The following is a 19,815-nucleotide window of genomic DNA, read 5'->3' on the forward strand; positions in this document are numbered from 1 at the left end:
ACCCCCGTGAAAAGGTGTTTGAATGGCCGAAGAAAAAATCCTCATCTGGCTTCCTTCTCCGTTAGGTGATGCCGTCATGGCAACTCCCGCCCTTCGCGCCTTTCGCACCGGCTTTTCCTCAGCCCACATCACCTTTTTGGGCTCTGCTTCAGTCCGGCAGGTCTTGAGCCCCTCTCCGTTCTGCAACGACTGGCTCGACCTTCAGCCGTCATTCCTGAAAAATATCCGTTCTATCCGGCAGGGACGCTTTCAGACCTGCATCCTGCTGAAAAACTCCTTCAGCTCGGCTTTGACAGCGGCCCTTGCGGGCATTCCCACCCGCATCGGCTACGCCCGCGATGGACGCACCGGACTTTTGACCCGCCCGGTTCGGCCGCTGAAAGACTCGAACGGGCGTTTTGTCCCGATGCCGGCCATCGACTATTACCTGAACATCGCCCGCTTTCTCGGCATCGAGGCATCCGACCGCACGATGGAGCTTTCTCTGGACGACGGCGCCGAAGAGCAGCTCAGCCGGAATCTGCCTGCCTTCTTTTCCCACAAAGGCCCCAAAGTCATTTTGGTTCCCGGCGGGGCGTTCGGGCCGAGCAAGTGCTGGCCGCCGGAGAGGTTTGCCCGGACCGCCGATGCCCTGAAGGAACAGTACGGGGCTTTGGTCATCGTCTCCATCGCTCCCACCCCCGCCGAACAGCAGATTGCTCAAACCATCCGCCGGCTGGCCTGTCATCCGATTCTCTGCACTGCCGACATTCCGCTGAATCTTTCGGACCTGAAGACCCTGATTGCCCGGGCGGATTTGGTGATTACAAACGACACCGGCCCGCGCCATATCGCCGTTGCCTTTAAACGCAAAGTCATCACCCTGTTCGGCCCTAACAATCCCCAATGGACGCAAACGGGCTGGTCCGAAGAAATCCAAATCATCGGCACAGGCCCCTGCGTGCCCTGCGACAAACCCGTCTGCCGGCAGAAACAGCACTACTGTATGGAATCCATCACCGTCGAACAGGTATTAGAGGCCGTCCGGCGGCTCTGGAAGGAACCCTGCCGATGAACCAGCCGACCCTCACAGAGTTTGCGGAAAACGTCTGGGCCGCTCCCGACTGGCACGAAACCCTTCGTCAGCTCGGCCTGACAACCTTCGAAGCCGTTTTTTCCTTCCGGGCCGGGCAATCGCTGACCAAACCCAATCTGTCCGCCTTTCGCAGTCGGGACCGCATTCTCGTGCCCGGACGCAAGGCCCTTTATCTGAAGCGATACAGCCAGCCGCCGCTTCTACATCAAATCGCCGGCTGGCTTCAATGGGGCCGACGTGTCTCCTGCGCCGACCTTGACCGCATTCCCGCGGCCCCCTTGGCACAAATCGGCATCCAGACTCCCAAAATTGTTGCCTGCGGAACCCGCTGGGGCCGGCTGTTTGAGAAGCAAAGTTTCATTATCACGGAGGAAATCTCCGGCTCGTCTTTGGAAAAACGCCTTCCGGACTGCCTGACCGATTCCAATCCTCTGCACAATCCCGCCCCGCGCCGGCAGTTTTTGAACCGGCTGGCGGACTGGGTCGCCGCTTTTCACGGCAGCGGTTTCCGTCACCGTGACCTGTACCTGTCGCATATCTTCCTGACGGAGGATGACCGGCTGGTTCTCATCGACCTGCATCGAACCTTTCGTCCTCGCCTCTTCCGGCAGCGCTGGCGTCTGAAAGACCTCACCCAGCTGTATTATTCTGCACCGGGACAATGGATTAGCCGCACCGACCGGCTCCGCTTTTATCTCCGTTATGTCGGCCGCAGCAAATTAACCGCCGCCGACCGCCGTCTGATTCGAAAAATCAAACGAAAGGCCTGGCGCATCGCCGACCGCGATATCCGCCGAGGCCGACCTGTTCCCTTTGCCCAGTAAAACTATGGAAACCCAACCTATCCGCATCACAATCCTGGCTGAACAGGCCGACCCCGCACGCGGCGGCGCCGAACGCAGCGTCCGCGAGCTGACGGAAGAACTGAACCGACAGGGCATTGAAACCACCCTGCTGACCGCCGCCGGAGTCCCCGACGGCAATTCTCTCCATTCCCTTTTTCCAGACGGCAACGCCAAACGAATCCCTCTGTCCCGCATCGAAGCCGCTCTTCAGGAGTACCTCAAAACCCATCCGTGCAGTCTGCTCCACAGCACCCTGCCCGTTCGCGGGGCCGATGTGTATCAGCCGCGCGGCGGCAGCTGGAAACAGGCCGTCCTCCAGCATGCTCAAAGTTATCCGGACCCCATCCGCCGCTTTCTGAAAAAACGCCTTCATTTTCTCAACCGCCGCCGCACCCGGTACCTCCTTGCCGAACAGCGTCTTTTGACAACCGATGAAACGGTTGTCGCGGCCGCCCTGTCCGAGAGCGTCAAAACACACTTCATCCGCCATTACAATCTTCCGCCGCAGCGGATTGCCGTCATTCCCAATGGCATCCGCCTTCCCGAAGCCCCCGCACCCGAAACCGTCGCGGACTTCCGCCGCCGAATGCTGGCTTCGGCGGGTCTGCATCCGTCCGCCGACGCTGTTCTTTTCCTTTTTGCCGCCAACAACTTCCGGCTCAAGGGGCTCTATGATTTCATCGTCCCCTTTGCCGACGCCGTTCGAAAAAGTCCCGTCCCGCTTCTGCTGGTCATCGCCGGCAGAGACAATCCCCGCAAGGCCCGCAATCTCGCATGGCTGGCCGGCATCGAGAAAAACCTGATTTTCACCGGCCCGCTGCCGAACCTTTCCGCATCGCTGGCCGCCGCCGACTCCGCCGTCCTGCCGACCTGGTACGACCCCAGCTCCCGCTTTATTCTCGAAGCCCTCGCGATGGGAAAATCCGTCCTCACGACCGCCCTCAACGGCGCATCGGACTTTATCCAATCCGGTCGTCACGGCATCCTCGTTGAACACCCCCGCAGCCGCCGGCAAATCACCGACGGTCTCCTGCAGCTGGCCGATGCAAAGGTCCGTGCCGCCTTTGCCCAGGCCGTCCTTCAGGACAACCTTCGAGAGCAGGTCTCCATCCGCCGACACGTCCGGCAGCTGATTTCTCTTTACAAACAGATTCTCTCCCGCAAAAATACGTCCCTATGAAATGGCTGACGCTGATTGCCGCTGCGTATCTGCTCGGTTCGATTCCCTTTGGGCTGCTGATTGCCCGGCTTCACGGAATCGACCTTCGGCGTGTCGGCTCCGGAAACATCGGGGCCACCAACGTCGTGCGCGCCTTGGGCCGCAAATGGGGAATCGTCTGCTTTCTCCTGGATGTATCCAAAGGGCTTCTGCCGATGCTCATTCCGCCCCTGACGGGTCTGACCGGACCGTCTCCGTCTGATCGGGAGCTTCTCGGCTGGCTGGCCGTCGGCACCGCCGCCATCCTCGGCCACATCTTCCCGGTGTATCTGGGTTTCAAAGGGGGCAAAGGCGTCGCCACCAGTCTGGGGGTGGTTCTGGGACTGTGGCCTTATTTTACAGTCTGCGGTCTGGCGGCCCTGCTTGTCTGGCTGGCCGCCGCCGTCCTTTGGCGGTATGTATCGCTGGCGTCTATCCTTGCCGCGGCAGCGTATCCGCTGATTCTGCTGACCGCGGTATGCCTGCTGCCCGGCTGGACCTTTGCCAATCTTTGGCCGCTTTTTTTGGTTGCCGTCCCGGTACCCGCTCTGGTGATTTGGCGTCATCGGGCCAACATCCAGCGGATTCGTGCAGGCACCGAAAGCCGCATCGGCCAAAAGAAGCATCAGCCGGCTGCATAAATCCGGCGAACCTCCCGGCCCAAAATTGCCAGGCCTTTTTCGACGGTCTGCTCATCCGCCGCATAACTGATTCGAAGGCACTCCTGCCTGTGCGGCCAATCCTCCGAAAAACCCGGAAAGAAGTAATGCCCCGGCACGACAATCACACCCTGTTCCTTGAGCCGCTGATACAGCTGCTCGGAGGAAATCGGCAGCCCGCGCAGCCACAGCCACAGGAAGAAGGCCCCCTCCGGTTTGTGCACCGCATACGGCAGCCCTTTCAGATGCTCCTCCAGACACGACAGGGCGTGACGGCACTTCCGCTCATAAAACGGTCGAATCACCTCCCGGCTGAGGCGTTCAATCTGTCCGCTGCGAATCAGCTCGGTCCCAATGGAGGCCCCGATGCCGCTGGGCGTAAGCGTAATAATCGCATTCATCTCCGCCACCGCCGCGGTAATTTCCTTTTGCGCAATCACAATGCCGATTCGCGCCGACGGCAGCCCCAGCTTGGACAAACTCATGCACACAATCGTATTGTCATTCCAGAACGGCGCCGCTTCCGTAAAGAGAATATTCGGAAACGGAAGTCCGTAGGCATTGTCCAGAATCAGCGGCACCCTGTGCCGGCGGGCCAGTTCATCCAGCCGCCGCACCTCTTCATCCGTCAGCACATTGGCCGTCGGGTTGGTCGGACGCGACACGCAAATCGCCCCGACCGTCTCATCCACCCGCAGCGAGTCCAAATCCACCCGATACTTAAACTGATGATCTGCGACAAATTCAATGCGCGGCCTGCAGGAAACAAACAAATCCTCCTCAATCCCCAAATCCGTATATCCGATGTATTCCGGCACCATCGGCAGCAGAATCCGCTTCCTGACGCCCCCGTCAAACGTTCCGCCCAACAGGTTAAACAGCATAAAAAATGCCGTCTGGCTGCCGCTGGTCAGGGCAATGTTCTGGGGCCCAATCGCCCAGCCCAGCCGCCTTCGGAGCATTTCACAGAGCGCCTCAATGAGGGCGGGATTTCCCTGGGGCGGGTCGTATTCCCCCACCACCTTTTCAAACGCGCCGGACTGCGACAAAATCTTCTCCGTCGCCTCATGACAGGCCCGCTCGACCTCCGGAATATGCGCCGGATTGCCGCCGCCGAGCATGTACACCGGCCCTCGCCCGGTCCCCGCCGCCAGATCCTTCATCAGTTCTCCAATGCCTGACCGACACGCCAGTTTCTGCCCAAATCGTGAAAACTGCATCTGTTCTATCCTTTCAGCATCTCCATCAGCTCACGGGCGTTCTGCACCGCATAGGCCTGGTAATCATTATTGAAATACGCATATACATCAAGACCTGTGTCGATTTGCTCCCGCAGCCAACCCGCCCATTCCTCCAGCATCACCTTTGTGTACAGCGTCCGATACCGCTGTGTCCGGCCGTGAAAGCGAACATAGACAAAACCGCCGACGGCCTGCCTGGGAAACGCCGGCCCCAATCCGTCCGCCAGACAAAGCCCGCATCCGAACCGCTCCAGCATTTCCGGCACCGGCTCGGCCATCCAGCTTTCGTGGCGAAACTCAAAGACAAACCGAAAGGCCCGCCCGAGTTTTTCCTGCAGCCCCGCCAGCACCTGCAGATAGGCCTCCAGCCGCGGCTGGTCCCGATGCAGTCCCGGCGGCAGCTGAATCAGAATCGGTCCCAGATGCTCCCCCAGCAGCGCCGCCCGCTCGAGGGCACGCTCGGTCGGCTCGGCTGCATCCGCCAGCCGTCTGCGGTGAGTTACCTGCCGCCACATCTTCACGGCAAAAACGAACCCCTTCGGGGCCTTGTCTTTCCAGCCCTCAAAGGTCGCCGCCGGAAACAAATGATAAAAGGGGGCGTTCAGCTCCACCGTCGAAAAATGCCGGGCATAAAAGGCAAACCAATCCTTTTTCGAAAGCCCCTCCGGATAAAAACGCCCCCTCCAGTCCTCATATGACCACCCTGACGTCCCCACCCAAACCCGCCCTTTCTTCCTCCGGCTCATCGCTGCTTATCCTTTTCGTCCGCTGGATGACCTGTCTCTTGGACTGCCGGGTTCATTTCTCCCCCGTTCGTGAATCCGTCATTCCACCCACCTTGCCGGTCATCCAGCCCACCCGCACATTCTCTCGGGGGTACAAGTCGGGCACATACGGCTTGATATCCAGCACGGGGCTTCCGTCCAGCATATCCACCCCGCGAATCGTTAAGAATCGTCCTTCCCTCTTTTCCAGCCGGACCACCGACACGCCGATAGGATTGGGACGAAAGGGAGAACATGTCGCAAACACGCCATGGGGTTTGTCGTCCCACGGAGGACAGGCCGTCAAATCCGCCCGCTCAACCCGATGCAGATAAAACAGCACCACCAGATGACTGAATCCCTCCGCATCCTTGAGCCCCTCCTGATAGTCTTCAAAAACCTCCAGGGTGGCCGTGTATGCCTGCGCCCCCGCCGCCTGACGGGGGGTCCCCTCCCGCTGACGAAACGGCATATGCAGAACCCCAATCGGCTTGAAAACAACGGATTCCATAAAGGCCCTAAACCAGCCGCACCGATACAATCTCCACCGGCTCCAGCGGTACATCCTCATAGCCCTGCCTGCGGCCGGTCTTAACCGAAGCAATCCGGTCTACCACCTCCATCCCCTCAATCACTTTTCCGAAAACGGCATAGCCGATTCGGTCCGGCTGCGGTCCCCGGTAATTCAGAAAATCATTGTCCCGATGATTGATAAAAAACTGGCAGGTCGCACTGTCCGGCTCCGACGTCCGGGCCATCGCAATCGTCCCGCGCTTATTCTTCAGTCCGTTGGACGCCTCGTTGACTATCGGCTCATAGGTCGGTTTGGGACGCATCTCCTTTGTCAGCCCGCCCCCCTGAATCATAAAATCTTTGATAACCCGATGAAAAATCGTCCCGTCGTAATGACCGTTCTGAACATACTCCAGAAAGTTGGCCGTCGTAATCGGTGCCGCCTCTTCATCCAGTTCCAGCTTTATATCGCCCAGCGTTGTTTTCATCAAAACCTGCTTCATATCCGCTCCCTTTGCTACCGCACTCGTTCCACACGCTCGATCACCACCGGCTCAACCGGCACATCCGCCATTCCGTTCGGCAGGCGGGTGGTCGCCACCGTTGCAATCCGATCCACCACATCCATTCCGTCAATCACCCGGCCGAACACCGCATAACCGGGCTTGTTCGGCCCGTCAAAATCCAGAAACGGATTGTCCACCTGATTGATGAAAAACTGGCTGGTCGCACTGTTCGGCTGGCTGGTTCGAGCCATCGCAATCGTCCCCCGCAGGTTTCGCAGCTGCGGCCCGCACTCATTGACAATCGGACTGCGGGTCGGCTTCTGGACCATCTGAGCCGTAAACCCGCCGCCCTGAATCATAAACCGCCGAATCACCCGATGAAAGATAGTCCCGTTGTAAAACCCATCGTCCACATATTTAAGAAAGTTTTCCACCGTCACCGGTGCCTTGTCCGGATACAGCTCCAGCACGATGACCCCCATCGATGTGATCATTTTGACCTTCGGATACGCCGGCTGTTCTTCCTTCTTCTCTTGGTCCGCCGTTCCCGAAACCGCTGCCGGCATCGACGGTTCAGCCGCCGGCTCCTTGGCGGGTACAACCTCCTGCACCAACTCCTCCACCGCCGGATCTGTTTTTACCTTGTCCTTTTCGTTGCAGCCGACAATCCCAATAATTCCAAATACCGCTCCAATCCAAAAAAGACTTGTTTTCATGGGCCCTTCCTTTGCAAACATTTTTTCTCTCTTGGACGCATTATAACCGGTAAAATATACAGAACAAGGAAAACATAATTGTCATATTAAGATAGGATATGTTGTATATTATATAACAATATATTTTCATTACAAATCAATAAAAACTTCTATCAAAAGATTTATGTTCTTTCTTGTTGCATCTGTAGAATAGATTCGTTAAATTGGCCATAGAAAATTGAATAACTTTTCCCTTTAAGGCGCATTAATTATGAAAACTGAACAAACACTCGAGCCGTTCATAAACGAACAGCAAATTGCAGAAACCCTTTCCTCTGCCGCCGCCAAAGATGCATCCTGTGTCCGGAGCATCCTGGCCAAAGCAAAAGAACTCCACGGTCTGGAGCCGGAGGAAATCGCCGTTTTGACCTCCATCAGCGACCCCGAGCTTCTTAGCGAACTCTTTGAAACCGCCAAATATGTTAAAGAAACCATTTACGGCAGGCGCCTGGTTCTCTTCGCTCCTCTGTATATCTCCAACCTCTGTTCCAATGAATGCCTCTACTGCGCCTTTCGGGCTCGAAACAAAGCGGTCAAACGCCGTGCCCTCACGCAGGAGGAAATCCGCCGCGAAGTGGAAATCCTCGTCAATCAGGGACACAAACGAATCCTGCTGGTAGCCGGTGAATCCTATCCAAACGAAGGGTTTTCCTATATTCTCAAGGCCATCGAAACCATCTATTCCGTCAAAACCCCGACCGGCGAAATCCGCCGGGTCAATGTCAATATTGCCCCGCTTACCACGGATGAGTTTCGCCAGTTGAAAGCCGCCCGCATCGGGACGTATCAGCTGTTTCAGGAAACCTACCACCGCCAGACCTATCAGAAGGTTCATCAGGGCGGCAAAAAAACGGATTACAACTGGCGGGTTACCGCGATGGACCGGGCGATGGAAGCCGGCATTGATGATGTCGGCATCGGGGTCCTTTTCGGTCTTTTCGATTGGCGTTTTGAAATCCTGGCTTTGATGCAGCATATCCGCCATCTGGAGGAGCGTTTCGGCGTCGGCCCTCACACCATCAGTGTGCCCCGGCTCGAGCCGGCCGCCGGCTCCGATATGTCCCTCCATCCGCCGCAGCCTGTCAGCGACATTGACTTTCGCAAAATCGTCGCCATCCTCCGCCTGGCCGTCCCCTATACGGGCATTATCATGTCCACCCGCGAGACCCCCAATATGCGGCGAGAAACCTTCGCTCTGGGTGTTTCTCAAATCTCCGCCGGCAGCCGCACCAATCCGGGCGGTTATGCAGAAGGCAAAGAAGTCCTGGAAGAAGCCCAGTTCTCGCTCGGTGACCACCGCCCGCTGGACGAAGTCATTTACGACATCACCCGGCTCGGCTATATCCCTTCCTTCTGCACCGGCTGCTACCGGCTCGGACGCACCGGACAGGATTTTATGGATTTGGCCAAACCCGGTCTGATTAAGCAGCACTGCGACCCCAACGCCCTGTCCACGTTTCTGGAATACCTTATCGATTACGCCTCCCCGCAGACGAAGGAAGCCGGCCTGGTCCTGATTCACCAGGCCCTTGGGCAAATGGAACCGCTCACCCGCCGGCGCACCGAAGCGATGCTCCAGAAAGTCCGCGCCGGCCAGCACGATGTGTATTGTTGACCGTTGAAAGGAACACCCGATGACGCAGGCAGCCCCGAAAGGATTTCGGCTTCATATCGGCATCTTCGGCAGGCGCAATGTCGGCAAATCCAGTCTGCTGAACGCCCTGACCCGCCAGCAGGTCTCTATTGTCTCCGACCAGGCGGGCACCACCACGGACCCCGTTGAAAAACCGATGGAGCTGCTGCCGCTGGGGCCTGTGCTCTTTATCGACACCGCCGGCATCGATGATGTCGGGGCGCTGGGCCAAATGCGCATCGGAAAAACCCGTCAGGTCTTTGACCGAACGGACATCGGCCTGCTCGTCACGGACGGCATCTGGGGGGAATTCGAAGAGCAGATTGCCCGGGAACTGTCCGCCCGGAAAATTCCGCTGATTGCCGTCTTCAACAAAACGGATTTGGCCGAGCCCGCCCCGTCGATTCTCGAGCAGCTGCAAAATCGCTCCATTCCGTTTGTCCGAACAGCCGCCGCATCCGGCCTGGGCATCGAGCCGCTTCGGGAGGTCCTCATCCGCACCGTCCCTGCCGACTTCATCAATCAGCCCGTTATCGCCGCCGACCTTGTGGGACCGGGCGGCGTGGCTGTGCTGGTTGTGCCGATTGACAAAGAGGCCCCCAAAGGCCGGCTCATCCTCCCGCAGGTGCAGACCATTCGCGACCTCCTCGACCACAATGCGATGTGCATTGTCACGACAGAACATACCCTGACGGAGGCCCTCGAAAAACTCAAAGCACCGCCGGCCCTGGTTGTCACGGACTCTCAGGCCTTTGCCAAAGTCGCTGAAATCGTTCCCCCCGGCGTCAAAATGACGGGTTTTTCCGTCCTTTACTCCCGGCTCAAAGGAGACCTGACCACCCAGATGCTCGGCGCTCTGGCCGTCGATACCCTTCGCCCGCACGACCGTGTCCTTATCGCTGAATCCTGCACGCACCATCCAATCGGCGACGACATCGGACGCGTCAAAATCCCCAAATGGCTCACCAGCCGCGTCGGCGGTCCGCTGCAGTTTACCACGGTTCAGGGACACGACTTCCCCGAAGACCTTTCACCCTACAAACTCGTGATTCACTGCGGCGCCTGTATGGTCAATCGAAGAGAAATGCTCACCCGCATCCTCCGCTGTCAGCAGGCGGGCGTCCCCATTACCAACTACGGTCTGGTGATTGCCTATACACTCGGCCTCTTCGAACGTGCTCTTGAACCGTTTCCGGAAACGCTTGCCGTCTATCAAAATATGCTTGGGGAGCTTCAGAAAAAATGACCGTACAGAGGAACAATGCGCTCAAACGCCGGCTGCTGAACGGCTTTTTTATGTCGCTTCTGATGGCCTCTGTGATGTCGGCCGTGATGACGCTGGTCAACACCGGCGCAGGTCCCGGCTTTTTCCTGCGATGGATGCGGGCCTTCTGCATCGGTTTTGCCGCCGCCTATCCAACCGCGTTTCTCTGTGCACCGCTCGCCCAGCGTCTGACCGACAGACTCCTGAACGCCGACTTTGCAAAACAGAATGAATCCGAAACTGACAAAATCTGAAATCGAGTTTTGGCTCCGTCAGACCGACCCGGCCGAGTTGGAAAAACTCTGGCAGGCCGCCGACCGGGTGCGCCGCGAACATGTCGGCGACGCCGTCCATCTTCGCGGTCTCCTTGAAATATCCAATTACTGCCGCCGTTCATGCGCCTACTGCGGCCTGTCCCGACACAATCGCTCTCTAGCCCGGTATCGAATGACTGCAGAGGAAATCCTCGACGCCGCCCGGCAAATCGCCGCCTTCGGCTACGGGACCGTCGTCCTGCAGGCAGGAGAGGACGACGGCATCGAGGCCGCTTGGCTGGCCGACATCATCCGCACCATCAAACAAACGACCCCGCTGGCCGTCACCCTCAGTCTGGGCGAACGCTCGCTGGATGAGCTGCGTCTGTGGCGGCAGGCCGGCGCCGACCGCTACCTTCTGCGATTTGAAACTTCCGACCCGGAGCTCTTTCGGCTCATTCACCCGCCGGTTGGCGGACAGACGCTTTCCCGCATCGATATCCTTCGGCAGCTGCGCTCGCTGGGCTATGAAGTCGGCAGCGGTGTGATGGTCGGCATTCCCGGGCAAACCTACCGCTCGCTGGCGGAAGATATTGATTTGTTCCGGCAGCTGGACCTCGATATGATCGGCGTGGGCCCCTATATCCCGCACCCCCACACCCCGCTGGGGAAAGGCCGAATCAGGCCCTCCGTCAGTCCTGCTGAACAAGTGCCGAACACGGAAGAGATGACCTACAAAGTGATTGCGTTGACCCGACTTGTCTGCCCGGAGGCCAATATCCCCAGCACAACCGCGCTGGCGACGATCAATCGGGAAAGCGGACGCGAGCTGGGGCTACAGCGCGGCGCCAATATTGTCATGCCCAACTGCACCCCGCCGCATTATCGGCAGCTCTATGAAATCTACCCGGGCAAGGCCTGCATCAGCGAGACTGCTCAGGCCTGTCAGTCCTGTCTGGCCCAGCGTATCCGCTCCATCGGACGCACCATCGGCACCGGTCCGGGCTGCCGGCAGCGACGGACAACCCCCTGCGATACTCAATCCGAGTCAGCCGCCGTCCGCTCCGCCCCGAACCGATAACCCGGCGCTTCGGTTCTGGCCGTTTGAAAAAGCTGCTGCATTTTTTTGGTTATAGGCAGATAGTCTCTGGATACATCACGGCTTTCCATAGGGTCCAAATTCAAATTATACAGCTCAATCGGCGGATTCGACTCCTGAGCAAGATTCCGTCGAATCGCCTTCCATCGCCCCCTCCGCAGCGCCTGGATGCCGCCCGCCTCATGCAGTTCCCAATACAGATAAGAATGTTCTTTCTGCCGGTTTTCCTCGCCCAGCAGAACCGGCAGAAACGAGATGCCGTCCAGTCCCTCTTCCGGCTCCAATCCGGCCAGCTCCAGACAGGTCGGGTAAAAATCCCAAAATGCACTCACATACTCCGTCCGTTTGCCCGGGCGAATCACCCCCGGCCAGCGGACGAGCATCGGCACCCGTATCCCCCCTTCATACAAATCCCGCTTAATCCCCCGCAGCGGCCCGCTGCTTTGGAAAAACCGCGGGTCTGCTCCGCCCTCCTGATGGGGTCCGTTATCGCTGGAGAAAAACACGACCGTTTTCTCATCAAGTCCCAATTCCTTCAGCACCGCCAGCAGCCGGCCGATTCCCTCATCCATCCGCGTAACCATCGCCGCATATCCCTTCTGCGGCTCAGGCCAATCTTCCTGCGCATAAGGCCCCCAGTCCGGCACTTCCATCCCCTTGACCCCCGCTTCATTGTTCGCATGCGGAATCGTCAGGGCCAGATACAGAAAAAAAGGCCGGAAGGCATTTCGCCGGACAAACTTCTCCGCCTCCTCCATAAACAAATCATGGGAATAAACCGCCCGATTCGTTGAAACCCCGCCCGGATGATTCGGTCTTCCCGCCGGACGCTCGACGACATTCGGCAGCGGCACCTTTTCTTCATTTCGCCACAAAAATTCCGGATAATAATTATGAGCATGCTGCTGATTCAAATAGCCGAAGAAATAATCAAAACCCTGTCGAGTCGGAATTCCGGTCGAACCGGCCTCTCCGAGTCCCCATTTGCCGACGACCCCCGTTGTATAGCCCGCCTCCCGAAGCCGCTGAGCAATCGTGCTATCCTCCGGCAGCAGCGGCCTTCGGTCGTTGCCCCGTATTCGCGCATGTCCCGTGTGAAGCCCCGTCAAGAGACTGCATCGCGACGGCGCACAAACCGCACTGCCCGCATAATGCTGTGTAAAACGAAGCCCTTCCTGCGCCATCCGGTCCAGATTCGGCGTCTGAATCCGCTGCTGACCGTAGCAACCCAAATCCCCATATCCGAGGTCATCCGCCAGAATAAACAGAATATTCGGCCGCTGAACAGGCAAACGCTCCGGTCCGCGTTTCCGTTCGGCACAGCCGGCCAGCCCCATCGCCCCCCCGCAGGCCGCCGCCGAAACGGCCTGCCGAAGAAAATCCCTCCGATTCACCTTGCCTTCTCCGCACCAAACACGATTTGGGCCAGATAGTCCGCTGCAACGCGATGCCCATCCGGACTCCAATGCTGGTCATACGTGTAATACGCCCAAACCCCCTCTTCAATCTTCTGCCGCAAAACCTCGGTCAAACTCACAAACCGAATCCCCTCGCTTTGACAGAATCCCTTGACAACCTGCTCAAAGACATCCATCGACGGGATAAGGTCCTCCAGCAGGGTTTCCGCCGGCGGCAGATTTTTTCGCCTGAGGGCCAAAAAGGCCCGCACCTGCTCCGCACGGAGCCGCTCCCTGACACTCTCCAAAAGCACGTGCGGCTTATCCGGCGCGTACACAATCACCAATTCCGCCCCCTGAGCGGAACAGAGTTCCTTCATCCGCCGCAGAGCGGCCCGCGTGTGTTCAAACGCCGCTGACCCGGCAAACTGCTCCGGACGCACCCAATGGTCCAGCACCCGCTTGAGTTCAAACGCATAAAAATGGCCTGAACCGGCGGGCACCTCCAGCGGCAGCCACGACACCGGATACATCGGATGAGAGGGCTGACGGAGTTTTTCCGGCGCATCCCAAAACCGCCGGCTCCCCACCGGCCCCAGCATCCGAATCAAAAATGTCTGAATCCGCCGCCGCAGCGGTGAGCCCTTGAATATCACATCCCCCAAAGAAGCCCGACCGGGCCTTTCGTCCCGCTGGAAATTGCTGTCCCGAAAATCATTGCCCTCGTACAGAAGACACAGCACCCACCGGGGCTTCAGCGCCAAACCGAACCGTTCGAGAACCTCCAGATACCCCGCCGCACTCGTGCCGGACATACCCAGATTATACACCGTTTTGCCCGTCGCCCGGCCCAGCAGCACCGGCCAGGCCTGCTCGTCCGACACGCTCGAACCTTCCGCAAACGAATCCCCCAGCACCACCACATCCGCCTTGTCTATCCGGGCGGGATTTCGGAACCCCCGACTGTCCGTGGAGAACACATAGCGCACCGGAGGATAGCCGCTCGGGGCATTCGGATAGGTAAACGCCGACACCGGTTCATCGCTGAACACTCCCTCAATCCGCTGATGGGGGGGGCGGTGATAACTGGCCCCGACCTTCTGATAGGAACTTCGCTGTACAACCCGCAGCAGAATATCTGCAAATACCAGACAAAAAAGAACGGAAAGAACGACCGAAATTGTTTTAAACGCACCCTGCCGTCGCTGTTGGGGGGTCTTGACTTTGCCCATCCAAATCCCCCACAGCAGCCAAAGCCCCATCGGCGTTAAAATCAGCTGTGCCGTCACCTGCCCCACACTGTAGCGGCCCAGCAGTACCTCCCGATGCTGCGCCACCCAGTAGGCCAGAGGCACCGGCTTTAAATACAGAACCGCCAGCCCCCCCGCAATCACCGCCGTCCAAAAAACTCTCCCCAAGGTCGGCCTGCTCATCCTGCACCCACCTTCTAAAACAGCGGATACAAAAACGGCGCCACGGCCGTACCGCTCAGCAGAACAATCAGCCCCAACAGCAGCAGCATCAGCAGAATCGGCAGAAGCCACCATTTTTTGTTGTGTTTGAGAAAATCAACAAACTCCGCCAACAGCGTGGTTCGGCCCTGCCGGGCCTGCTCTTCAAACTCTTTCCGCACCGAAGAACCGCTGGACTCTGTCATAAAATACCTTCCGAAATCGTCCTGTTAAAACTGGCGAAAATAGCGGCGGGCCGAAACCGAACGCGAACACCGCACCCAATACGTCTGGGCCTGTTTGTCCCATCGGCAGTGCAACACATCCCGCCCCATCAGCCGAAACACCAGCCCGATTGGGGTCAGAATCCCGAAATAAAACAGAATCATCACCGCATGACTGATCAGCCAGCCGATGGGAAAGCCGACCGCCGTCAGCAGGACATAAAACGGCCAAACCGCCTTAGGCACACTCAATCCGGCTGCAAACAGCAGCACCCCCGCCGCCGCCATTCCCCAGGCGGCCTTTGCAGGCAGTCCAAACCGCCAGTGCAGCAGATACCCGAGCACCGGCAGCATCACCAGACACCCGAAGCCGAACTGCCGCAGCGTCTTCTCCGACGGCTTCCAGCTGATTTCCATCATCGCCATCGCGCCTATCCTTCCGCTCAATCCAAAGCGAACTTCGCCAGATATTCATCGACCTCGTACGACTGGGCCTGCGGCTGCCGCTCCTTCCGCAGCACCACATTTTCCATCACCAGCATATCCATATTGGTTGCCAAAAAACACCGGTACGCATTCTCCGGCGTACAGACAATCGGCTCGCCCCGCACATTGAAGCTCGTATTAATCACCAGCGGACAGCCCGTTTTTTCCTCAAAGCGCTTCAGAAGCCGATAATACCGCCCATGCCGCTGGGCATCCACCGTTTGAATGCGGGCTGAATAATCCACGTGAGTAATCCCCGGAACACAGCTGCGCCGCACCTTCAGCAGGTCCAGCCCAAACAGCCCGTCCGTCTTTTCCGTTGCAATCCGCTTTTCCTCCCGCACCGGCGCCACCAGCAGCATATACGGACTGCTGCACCCGTCCCCCAGCCCGAAATACTCCGACGCCCGCTCCGCCAGGACGCTGGGAGCAAACGGCCGGAAGGATTCGCGGAACTTAATCTTCAGATTCATCTTTGACTGCATCTGCTCGTTCCGGGCATCGCCCAGGATGCTCCGCGAGCCCAGCGCACGCGGCCCGAATTCCATCCGCCCCTGAAACCAGCCGACCACCTTCTGGTCAATCAGGGCATCCGAAACGACCTCCAGTAAATCCGATTCCCTCTCATAGACCTCGTAAACCGCCCCCTGCGAATCCAGATACGCCTTGATTTCCTCCGTGGTAAAGGCCGGGCCCAGAAGCGAGCCGTTCTGCATATCCTGCGGGGCGGGCTTTCGCGGATTGTCCAGCAGCTGATGCCACACAAAGAGTGCCGCCCCCAGCGCCCCGCCCGCATCTCCCGCGGCCGGCTGAATCCAGATATGCTCAAACGGCCCTTCCCGCAAAATCCGCCCGTTGCCTACACAATTCAGCGCCACCCCGCCGGCCAGGACCAGATTCTTCATCCCCGTCTGCCGATGCGCATAACGGCTCATCCGCAGCATAATCTCTTCGGTGACCTTTTGAATCGAGGCCGCAATGTCCATCTCCCGCTGGGTAATCTGCGTTTCCGGCTTGCGGCGCGGCCCGCCGAACATTTCGTCAAATTTCGGACTGGTCATCACATCCGAATAACAATAGGCAAAATAATCCAGATTCAGACGAAAAGAGCCGTCCTCTTTCAAATCAATCATTTCGGACATGATTTTGTCATAATAAATCGGCCTGCCGTACGGCGCCAGCCCCATCAGCTTGTATTCCCCTGAATTAACCCGAAAACCGGTAAAATAGGTAAAGGCCGAATACAGCAGCCCCAGCGAATGCGGAAACCGCAGTTCATAGAGCATCTCAATCCGATTGCCGCGTCCGGCCCCGATGCTCGCCGTAGCCCACTCCCCCACGCCGTCCATCGTCAAAATCACCGCCTCCTCAAACGGCGAGGGGAAAAATGCGCTGGCCGCATGCGATTCGTGATGCTCACAGAACAGATACCGGCCTTTATACTGAAAATCGAGGGCTCGGTCCATTTCCCGCGGCAGATGCAGTTTTTGCTTCAGCCACAGCGGGATGCTCATCAAAAATTGTTTAAATCCCCGCGGGGCATAGGCAATATAGGTCTCCAAAATCCGCTCGAACCGAACCAGCGGCTTTTCATAAAAAACCACATAATCGAGCTGCGACGCGTCAATTCCTTCCTCCTTCAGACAATAATGGACCGCATTCACCGGAAAATTATGGTCATGCTTTTTCCGCGTGAACCGCTCTTCCTGCGCAGCGGCTGCGATTCGGCCGTCCACCACCAGCGCTGCCGCACTGTCATGGTAAAACGCTGAGATTCCCAAGATTCGAACCGGTTTTTTGTTTTCTTTTTGCTCTGACATCGCTCACCTACAGCTGCTTTCGAAACATACTATATCTGCTCTATGATTTCCAGTCCGGATTTGTTTCTCAAAACCCTTTTTCCCTTCTTATTTTAACTAATAGACAGAGTATATCCTGTTTGTTTTTTCTTCTTTTGTTTCCTTCTCTTGACAATTCCAAAGAATTATGCCATAATAAGAGTATTCTAATGCTCCTTCTGCCGCCTGCGGTTAGCCCTGCCAGGCCTCCCCGGCCTGGTCCTCCTTCTCCGCAGGCGGTTTTTTTTCTGCCCTCAATTCGTCCTTTTCAAAAACCGATTTTCTTTTACAATAATTCGTCTTATGGCTCATTTGTACGCAATCGCCTGTAAAGCACTGAAACCCGAAATCGAGTTTTGCCTGGCCAAACAGCCGCCGAAAAACTCGCTGACGGTCGATTGGATGCAGCAGGGACTCCACAATACGCCGGAGGAGCTGCGGACCCAACTCCAGAAAAAGCTGGATGCTGTCCCGGATGCCGATGCCCTGCTGCTCGCCTACGGTTTGTGCGGCGGAGCCCTTCGCGGACTTCACTGCCGCCGCCCTTTGGTCATCCCCCGTGCCCATGACTGCATCAGTCTGCTCTTCGGCTCCCGAGAAGCACACGAACAGTACGTTCGGGAACACCCCGGCTCCTACTTTTTCAGTGCCGGCTGGCTGCAGGAGGCCCCTGTCCCCTCCGCCCAGAACGACCGCCGTCTGCTGGAAGAATACACCGCTCTGTACGGACCGGACAATGCGGACTATCTTCTCCAAACCGAACTGGCCTGGCGGAAAAAATACAAACAGGCCGTCTATATCAGCTGGAACCTGCCGGACAGTGCCAAAGACCGCCGAATTGTTCAGGATTGTGCCGCCTATGCGGGCTGGAACTATACCGAAATCCAAGGCAGCCCCGACTGGCTCTGCCGGCTCCTGAACGGCCCGTGGAATTCCGAGGACTTTCTCGTTTTGAACCCCAACCAGCCCGTCCCGGAAGACCTTTCCGGCCTCTGTCTGAGGGAACCGCAGCCATGACGCTCCGCTACTTTCTTGTCTGCAAGATTCCGGCCTTTTTCTTCGTTTCCGCCGCTGTCTGCATCTTCGGCCTGGAAATCCTCCTGCTGACCTGCCGGCTCCGCCGTCTGAGCCCGCCTCGCTTTCTCACCCGCCGCCGAATCCTTCTCCTCCATCTCCTGACCCTCATCGGCCTGCTGTGTCTTTTGTGGGGAACTTTTGTCGAACCTTACCGGATCCAAACGACCTTCATCACCATCCCAACCCCAAAGCTGCACGGCACATCGATCCGAATTGTCCAGATTTCCGACCTTCACTGCGACCGCAAACCGCGGCTGGAGCCCCGCCTGCCGGATGCAGTCAACCGGCTCAACCCTGACGTAGTCGTCTTTACCGGCGATGCACTCAATGACATCCGAGCCCTGCCCCTGCTGTACCGGACACTCTCGGCCATCCGGGCCACGCTGGGCAAGTTCGCCGTTCGAGGCAATGTGGACAACCGGCTCTTCCCGGGAGTCCCGCTGTTTGAAAATACCGGTTTTGTCGAGCTGTCGATGGATGCGCTGATTCTCGAAAAAGACGGTCAATCCTTCGGTCTGTGCGGAATCGACCATGCCGAGGGCCGACGAAGCTGGGAGGCCGTCCGGCAGCTCCGGCCGGACCTGTTCAACATCCTGCTTTTCCACAACACCGACCTGGTGGATTATCTGGAGAAGACGCCGGTCGATTTGTACCTGTGCGGCCATACCCACGGCGGGCAAATCGCTCTGCCGCTCTGGGGGGCCCTCGTAACCCAGTCTCTGCACGGGAAAACCTACGAAGCTGGTCTCTACCGTAAAGACCGCTTTTATATCTATGTAAACCGCGGTCTCGGAATGACCGGCGGCTGGGCGCCGCGCATCCGCTTTTTAGCCCCGCCGGAAATCACCGTCTTCGATATTGTCCCTCAGAATGCAACCCCATCATTAAAAACATCCGAACCAATTCGAGAGGAACCTGCTCCGTGAACTGCTGTGAATTTTTTATGATTGCCGCCATTGCCGTCGCCCTTGCGATGGATGCCTTTGCCGTCTCCATCGTCAGCGGCTCTGTCTTTCGCCATCTTCATATCCGCCACGGCATCCGGATGGCCCTTTTCTTCGGGGCTTTTCAGTCCTTGATGCCGCTTTTAGGCTGGGCGGCAGGCAAAGGGCTCCAATCTCATATCCAGCCCTTCGACCACTGGCTGGCCTTCGGCCTGCTGACCTTCATCGGCGGCAAAATGGCGTTTGAATCCCTCAAAATCGGCAAAGTTGAAAAGGCCCCGTCCGACCCGTCCAACCTTATCGTCCTGCTGGCCCTGAGCATCGCCACGAGCATCGACGCCCTTGCTGTAGGACTGACGCTCTCGCTGGTTACCGAGCACATCTTTTCCTCCGTTCTGCTCATCGGTCTGATTACCTTCGTCATCGCCCTGCTCGGCTGGGAAATCGGCAAACGCATCGGACGCTTCTTCGAAACGCAAATCGAGCTGGCCGGCGGTCTGATTCTCATCGGCATCGGCCTCAAAATCCTGCTCGAGCACCTTCTGTCCTCGTGAGTCTGCCGAAAATTGCGCTTTATCGCCGTTTTGCGACC

Annotated in this window: 21 protein-coding genes; 11 read left to right on the forward strand and 10 right to left on the reverse strand. The window is 57.9% G+C overall.

The features are described 5' to 3' along the window. The first annotated feature begins 22 nt into the window (after window positions 1–22). Genes waaF through plsY form a run of 4 tightly spaced genes read left to right on the forward strand, consistent with a single transcriptional unit; the run spans window position 23 to window position 3,759 of the window. Window positions 23–1,054 (forward strand): lipopolysaccharide heptosyltransferase II, encoded by a 1,032-nt coding sequence (waaF, locus tag PKY88_06185; protein HOQ04783.1) that lies wholly within the window; start codon window positions 23–25, stop codon window positions 1,052–1,054. After that, window positions 1,051–1,899 (forward strand): lipopolysaccharide kinase InaA family protein, encoded by an 849-nt coding sequence (locus PKY88_06190; GenBank protein ID HOQ04784.1) that lies wholly within the window; start codon window positions 1,051–1,053, stop codon window positions 1,897–1,899. The genes waaF and PKY88_06190 overlap by 4 nt, the downstream gene beginning before the upstream one ends. Before the next feature lie 4 nt (window positions 1,900–1,903). Next, window positions 1,904–3,100, forward strand: coding sequence for a glycosyltransferase family 4 protein (locus PKY88_06195; GenBank protein HOQ04785.1), 1,197 nt, complete (start codon window positions 1,904–1,906; stop codon window positions 3,098–3,100). Continuing rightward, the gene (plsY, locus tag PKY88_06200; protein ID HOQ04786.1) at window positions 3,097–3,759 is read left to right on the forward strand and encodes a glycerol-3-phosphate 1-O-acyltransferase PlsY; all 663 of its coding nucleotides are present in this window, start codon (window positions 3,097–3,099) and stop codon (window positions 3,757–3,759) included. Before PKY88_06195 ends, plsY begins: the two co-directional genes overlap by 4 nt. Here the strand turns inward: plsY and PKY88_06205 are convergent. The 5 genes from PKY88_06205 to PKY88_06225 are packed head-to-tail and all read right to left on the reverse strand — an operon-like array spanning window position 3,744 to window position 7,517. Beyond that, window positions 3,744–4,997, reverse strand: coding sequence for a valine--pyruvate transaminase (locus PKY88_06205; protein ID HOQ04787.1), 1,254 nt, complete (start codon window positions 4,995–4,997; stop codon window positions 3,744–3,746). The two genes, plsY and PKY88_06205, sit on opposite strands and share 16 nt — an antisense overlap. A 5-nt stretch (window positions 4,998–5,002) precedes the next feature. Beyond that, window positions 5,003–5,764 (reverse strand): DUF72 domain-containing protein, encoded by a 762-nt coding sequence (locus PKY88_06210; protein ID HOQ04788.1) that lies wholly within the window; start codon window positions 5,762–5,764, stop codon window positions 5,003–5,005. A 52-nt stretch (window positions 5,765–5,816) separates the two neighbouring features. Continuing rightward, window positions 5,817–6,293 (reverse strand): tRNA (N6-threonylcarbamoyladenosine(37)-N6)-methyltransferase TrmO, encoded by a 477-nt coding sequence (gene tsaA / locus PKY88_06215; GenBank protein HOQ04789.1) that lies wholly within the window; start codon window positions 6,291–6,293, stop codon window positions 5,817–5,819. Between the two features lie 7 nt (window positions 6,294–6,300). Next, window positions 6,301–6,798 carry a peptidylprolyl isomerase gene (locus PKY88_06220; protein HOQ04790.1) on the reverse strand — a complete coding sequence of 166 codons (498 nt, stop codon included), beginning with the start codon at window positions 6,796–6,798 and terminating at the stop codon, window positions 6,301–6,303. 14 nt (window positions 6,799–6,812) lie between these two features. Then, window positions 6,813–7,517 carry a peptidylprolyl isomerase gene (locus tag PKY88_06225; protein ID HOQ04791.1) on the reverse strand — a complete coding sequence of 235 codons (705 nt, stop codon included), beginning with the start codon at window positions 7,515–7,517 and terminating at the stop codon, window positions 6,813–6,815. A gap of 250 nt (window positions 7,518–7,767) precedes the next feature. Here PKY88_06225 and hydG point away from each other — a divergent pair, with 250 nt between their 5' ends. From hydG to hydE, 4 genes are read left to right on the forward strand one after another with little or no spacing between them, the layout of a single operon-like run. After that, entirely contained in the window at window positions 7,768–9,171 is a 1,404-nt protein-coding gene (gene hydG / locus PKY88_06230) for a [FeFe] hydrogenase H-cluster radical SAM maturase HydG (protein ID HOQ04792.1), read from the forward strand. A 19-nt stretch (window positions 9,172–9,190) separates the two neighbouring features. Continuing rightward, entirely contained in the window at window positions 9,191–10,435 is a 1,245-nt protein-coding gene (hydF, locus tag PKY88_06235) for a [FeFe] hydrogenase H-cluster maturation GTPase HydF (protein HOQ04793.1), read from the forward strand. Further along, the gene (locus PKY88_06240; protein ID HOQ04794.1) at window positions 10,432–10,707 is read left to right on the forward strand and encodes a DUF2798 domain-containing protein; all 276 of its coding nucleotides are present in this window, start codon (window positions 10,432–10,434) and stop codon (window positions 10,705–10,707) included. Before hydF ends, PKY88_06240 begins: the two co-directional genes overlap by 4 nt. After that, the gene (gene hydE, locus PKY88_06245; protein HOQ04795.1) at window positions 10,682–11,788 is read left to right on the forward strand and encodes a [FeFe] hydrogenase H-cluster radical SAM maturase HydE; all 1,107 of its coding nucleotides are present in this window, start codon (window positions 10,682–10,684) and stop codon (window positions 11,786–11,788) included. Before PKY88_06240 ends, hydE begins: the two co-directional genes overlap by 26 nt. Here the strand turns inward: hydE and PKY88_06250 are convergent. Genes PKY88_06250 through PKY88_06270 form a run of 5 tightly spaced genes read right to left on the reverse strand, consistent with a single transcriptional unit; the run spans window position 11,746 to window position 17,184 of the window. Next, on the reverse strand, window positions 11,746–13,200 hold the full coding sequence (locus PKY88_06250) for a sulfatase-like hydrolase/transferase (GenBank protein ID HOQ04796.1): 1,455 nt from the start codon (window positions 13,198–13,200) through the stop codon (window positions 11,746–11,748). The two genes, hydE and PKY88_06250, sit on opposite strands and share 43 nt — an antisense overlap. Continuing rightward, on the reverse strand, window positions 13,197–14,636 hold the full coding sequence (locus tag PKY88_06255; GenBank protein ID HOQ04797.1) for a GDSL-type esterase/lipase family protein: 1,440 nt from the start codon (window positions 14,634–14,636) through the stop codon (window positions 13,197–13,199). Before PKY88_06255 ends, PKY88_06250 begins: the two co-directional genes overlap by 4 nt. 14 nt (window positions 14,637–14,650) lie before the next feature. Beyond that, entirely contained in the window at window positions 14,651–14,860 is a 210-nt protein-coding gene (locus PKY88_06260; GenBank protein HOQ04798.1) for a DUF5989 family protein, read from the reverse strand. Between the two features lie 24 nt (window positions 14,861–14,884). Beyond that, window positions 14,885–15,304: an SxtJ family membrane protein gene (locus PKY88_06265; GenBank protein HOQ04799.1), complete on the reverse strand. Its 420-nt coding sequence runs from the start codon at window positions 15,302–15,304 to the stop codon at window positions 14,885–14,887. Window positions 15,305–15,321: 17 nt separating this feature from the next. Beyond that, complete coding sequence (locus PKY88_06270) at window positions 15,322–17,184, reverse strand: carbamoyltransferase (GenBank protein ID HOQ04800.1); 1,863 nt, start codon at window positions 17,182–17,184, stop codon at window positions 15,322–15,324. A 321-nt stretch (window positions 17,185–17,505) separates the two neighbouring features. On the opposite strand from PKY88_06270, the gene PKY88_06275 reads away from it, so the two are divergent. Genes PKY88_06275 through PKY88_06285 form a run of 3 tightly spaced genes read left to right on the forward strand, consistent with a single transcriptional unit; the run spans window position 17,506 to window position 19,777 of the window. Continuing rightward, on the forward strand, window positions 17,506–18,219 hold the full coding sequence (locus tag PKY88_06275; protein HOQ04801.1) for a DUF1638 domain-containing protein: 714 nt from the start codon (window positions 17,506–17,508) through the stop codon (window positions 18,217–18,219). After that, complete coding sequence (locus PKY88_06280; GenBank protein HOQ04802.1) at window positions 18,216–19,205, forward strand: metallophosphoesterase; 990 nt, start codon at window positions 18,216–18,218, stop codon at window positions 19,203–19,205. The genes PKY88_06275 and PKY88_06280 overlap by 4 nt, the downstream gene beginning before the upstream one ends. Further along, complete coding sequence (locus PKY88_06285) at window positions 19,202–19,777, forward strand: manganese efflux pump MntP family protein (GenBank protein ID HOQ04803.1); 576 nt, start codon at window positions 19,202–19,204, stop codon at window positions 19,775–19,777. Before PKY88_06280 ends, PKY88_06285 begins: the two co-directional genes overlap by 4 nt. Window positions 19,778–19,815 lie beyond the last annotated feature (38 nt).

The organism is Anaerohalosphaeraceae bacterium, assembly GCA_035378985.1.
GTDB lineage: Bacteria > Planctomycetota > Phycisphaerae > Sedimentisphaerales > Anaerohalosphaeraceae > JAHDQI01.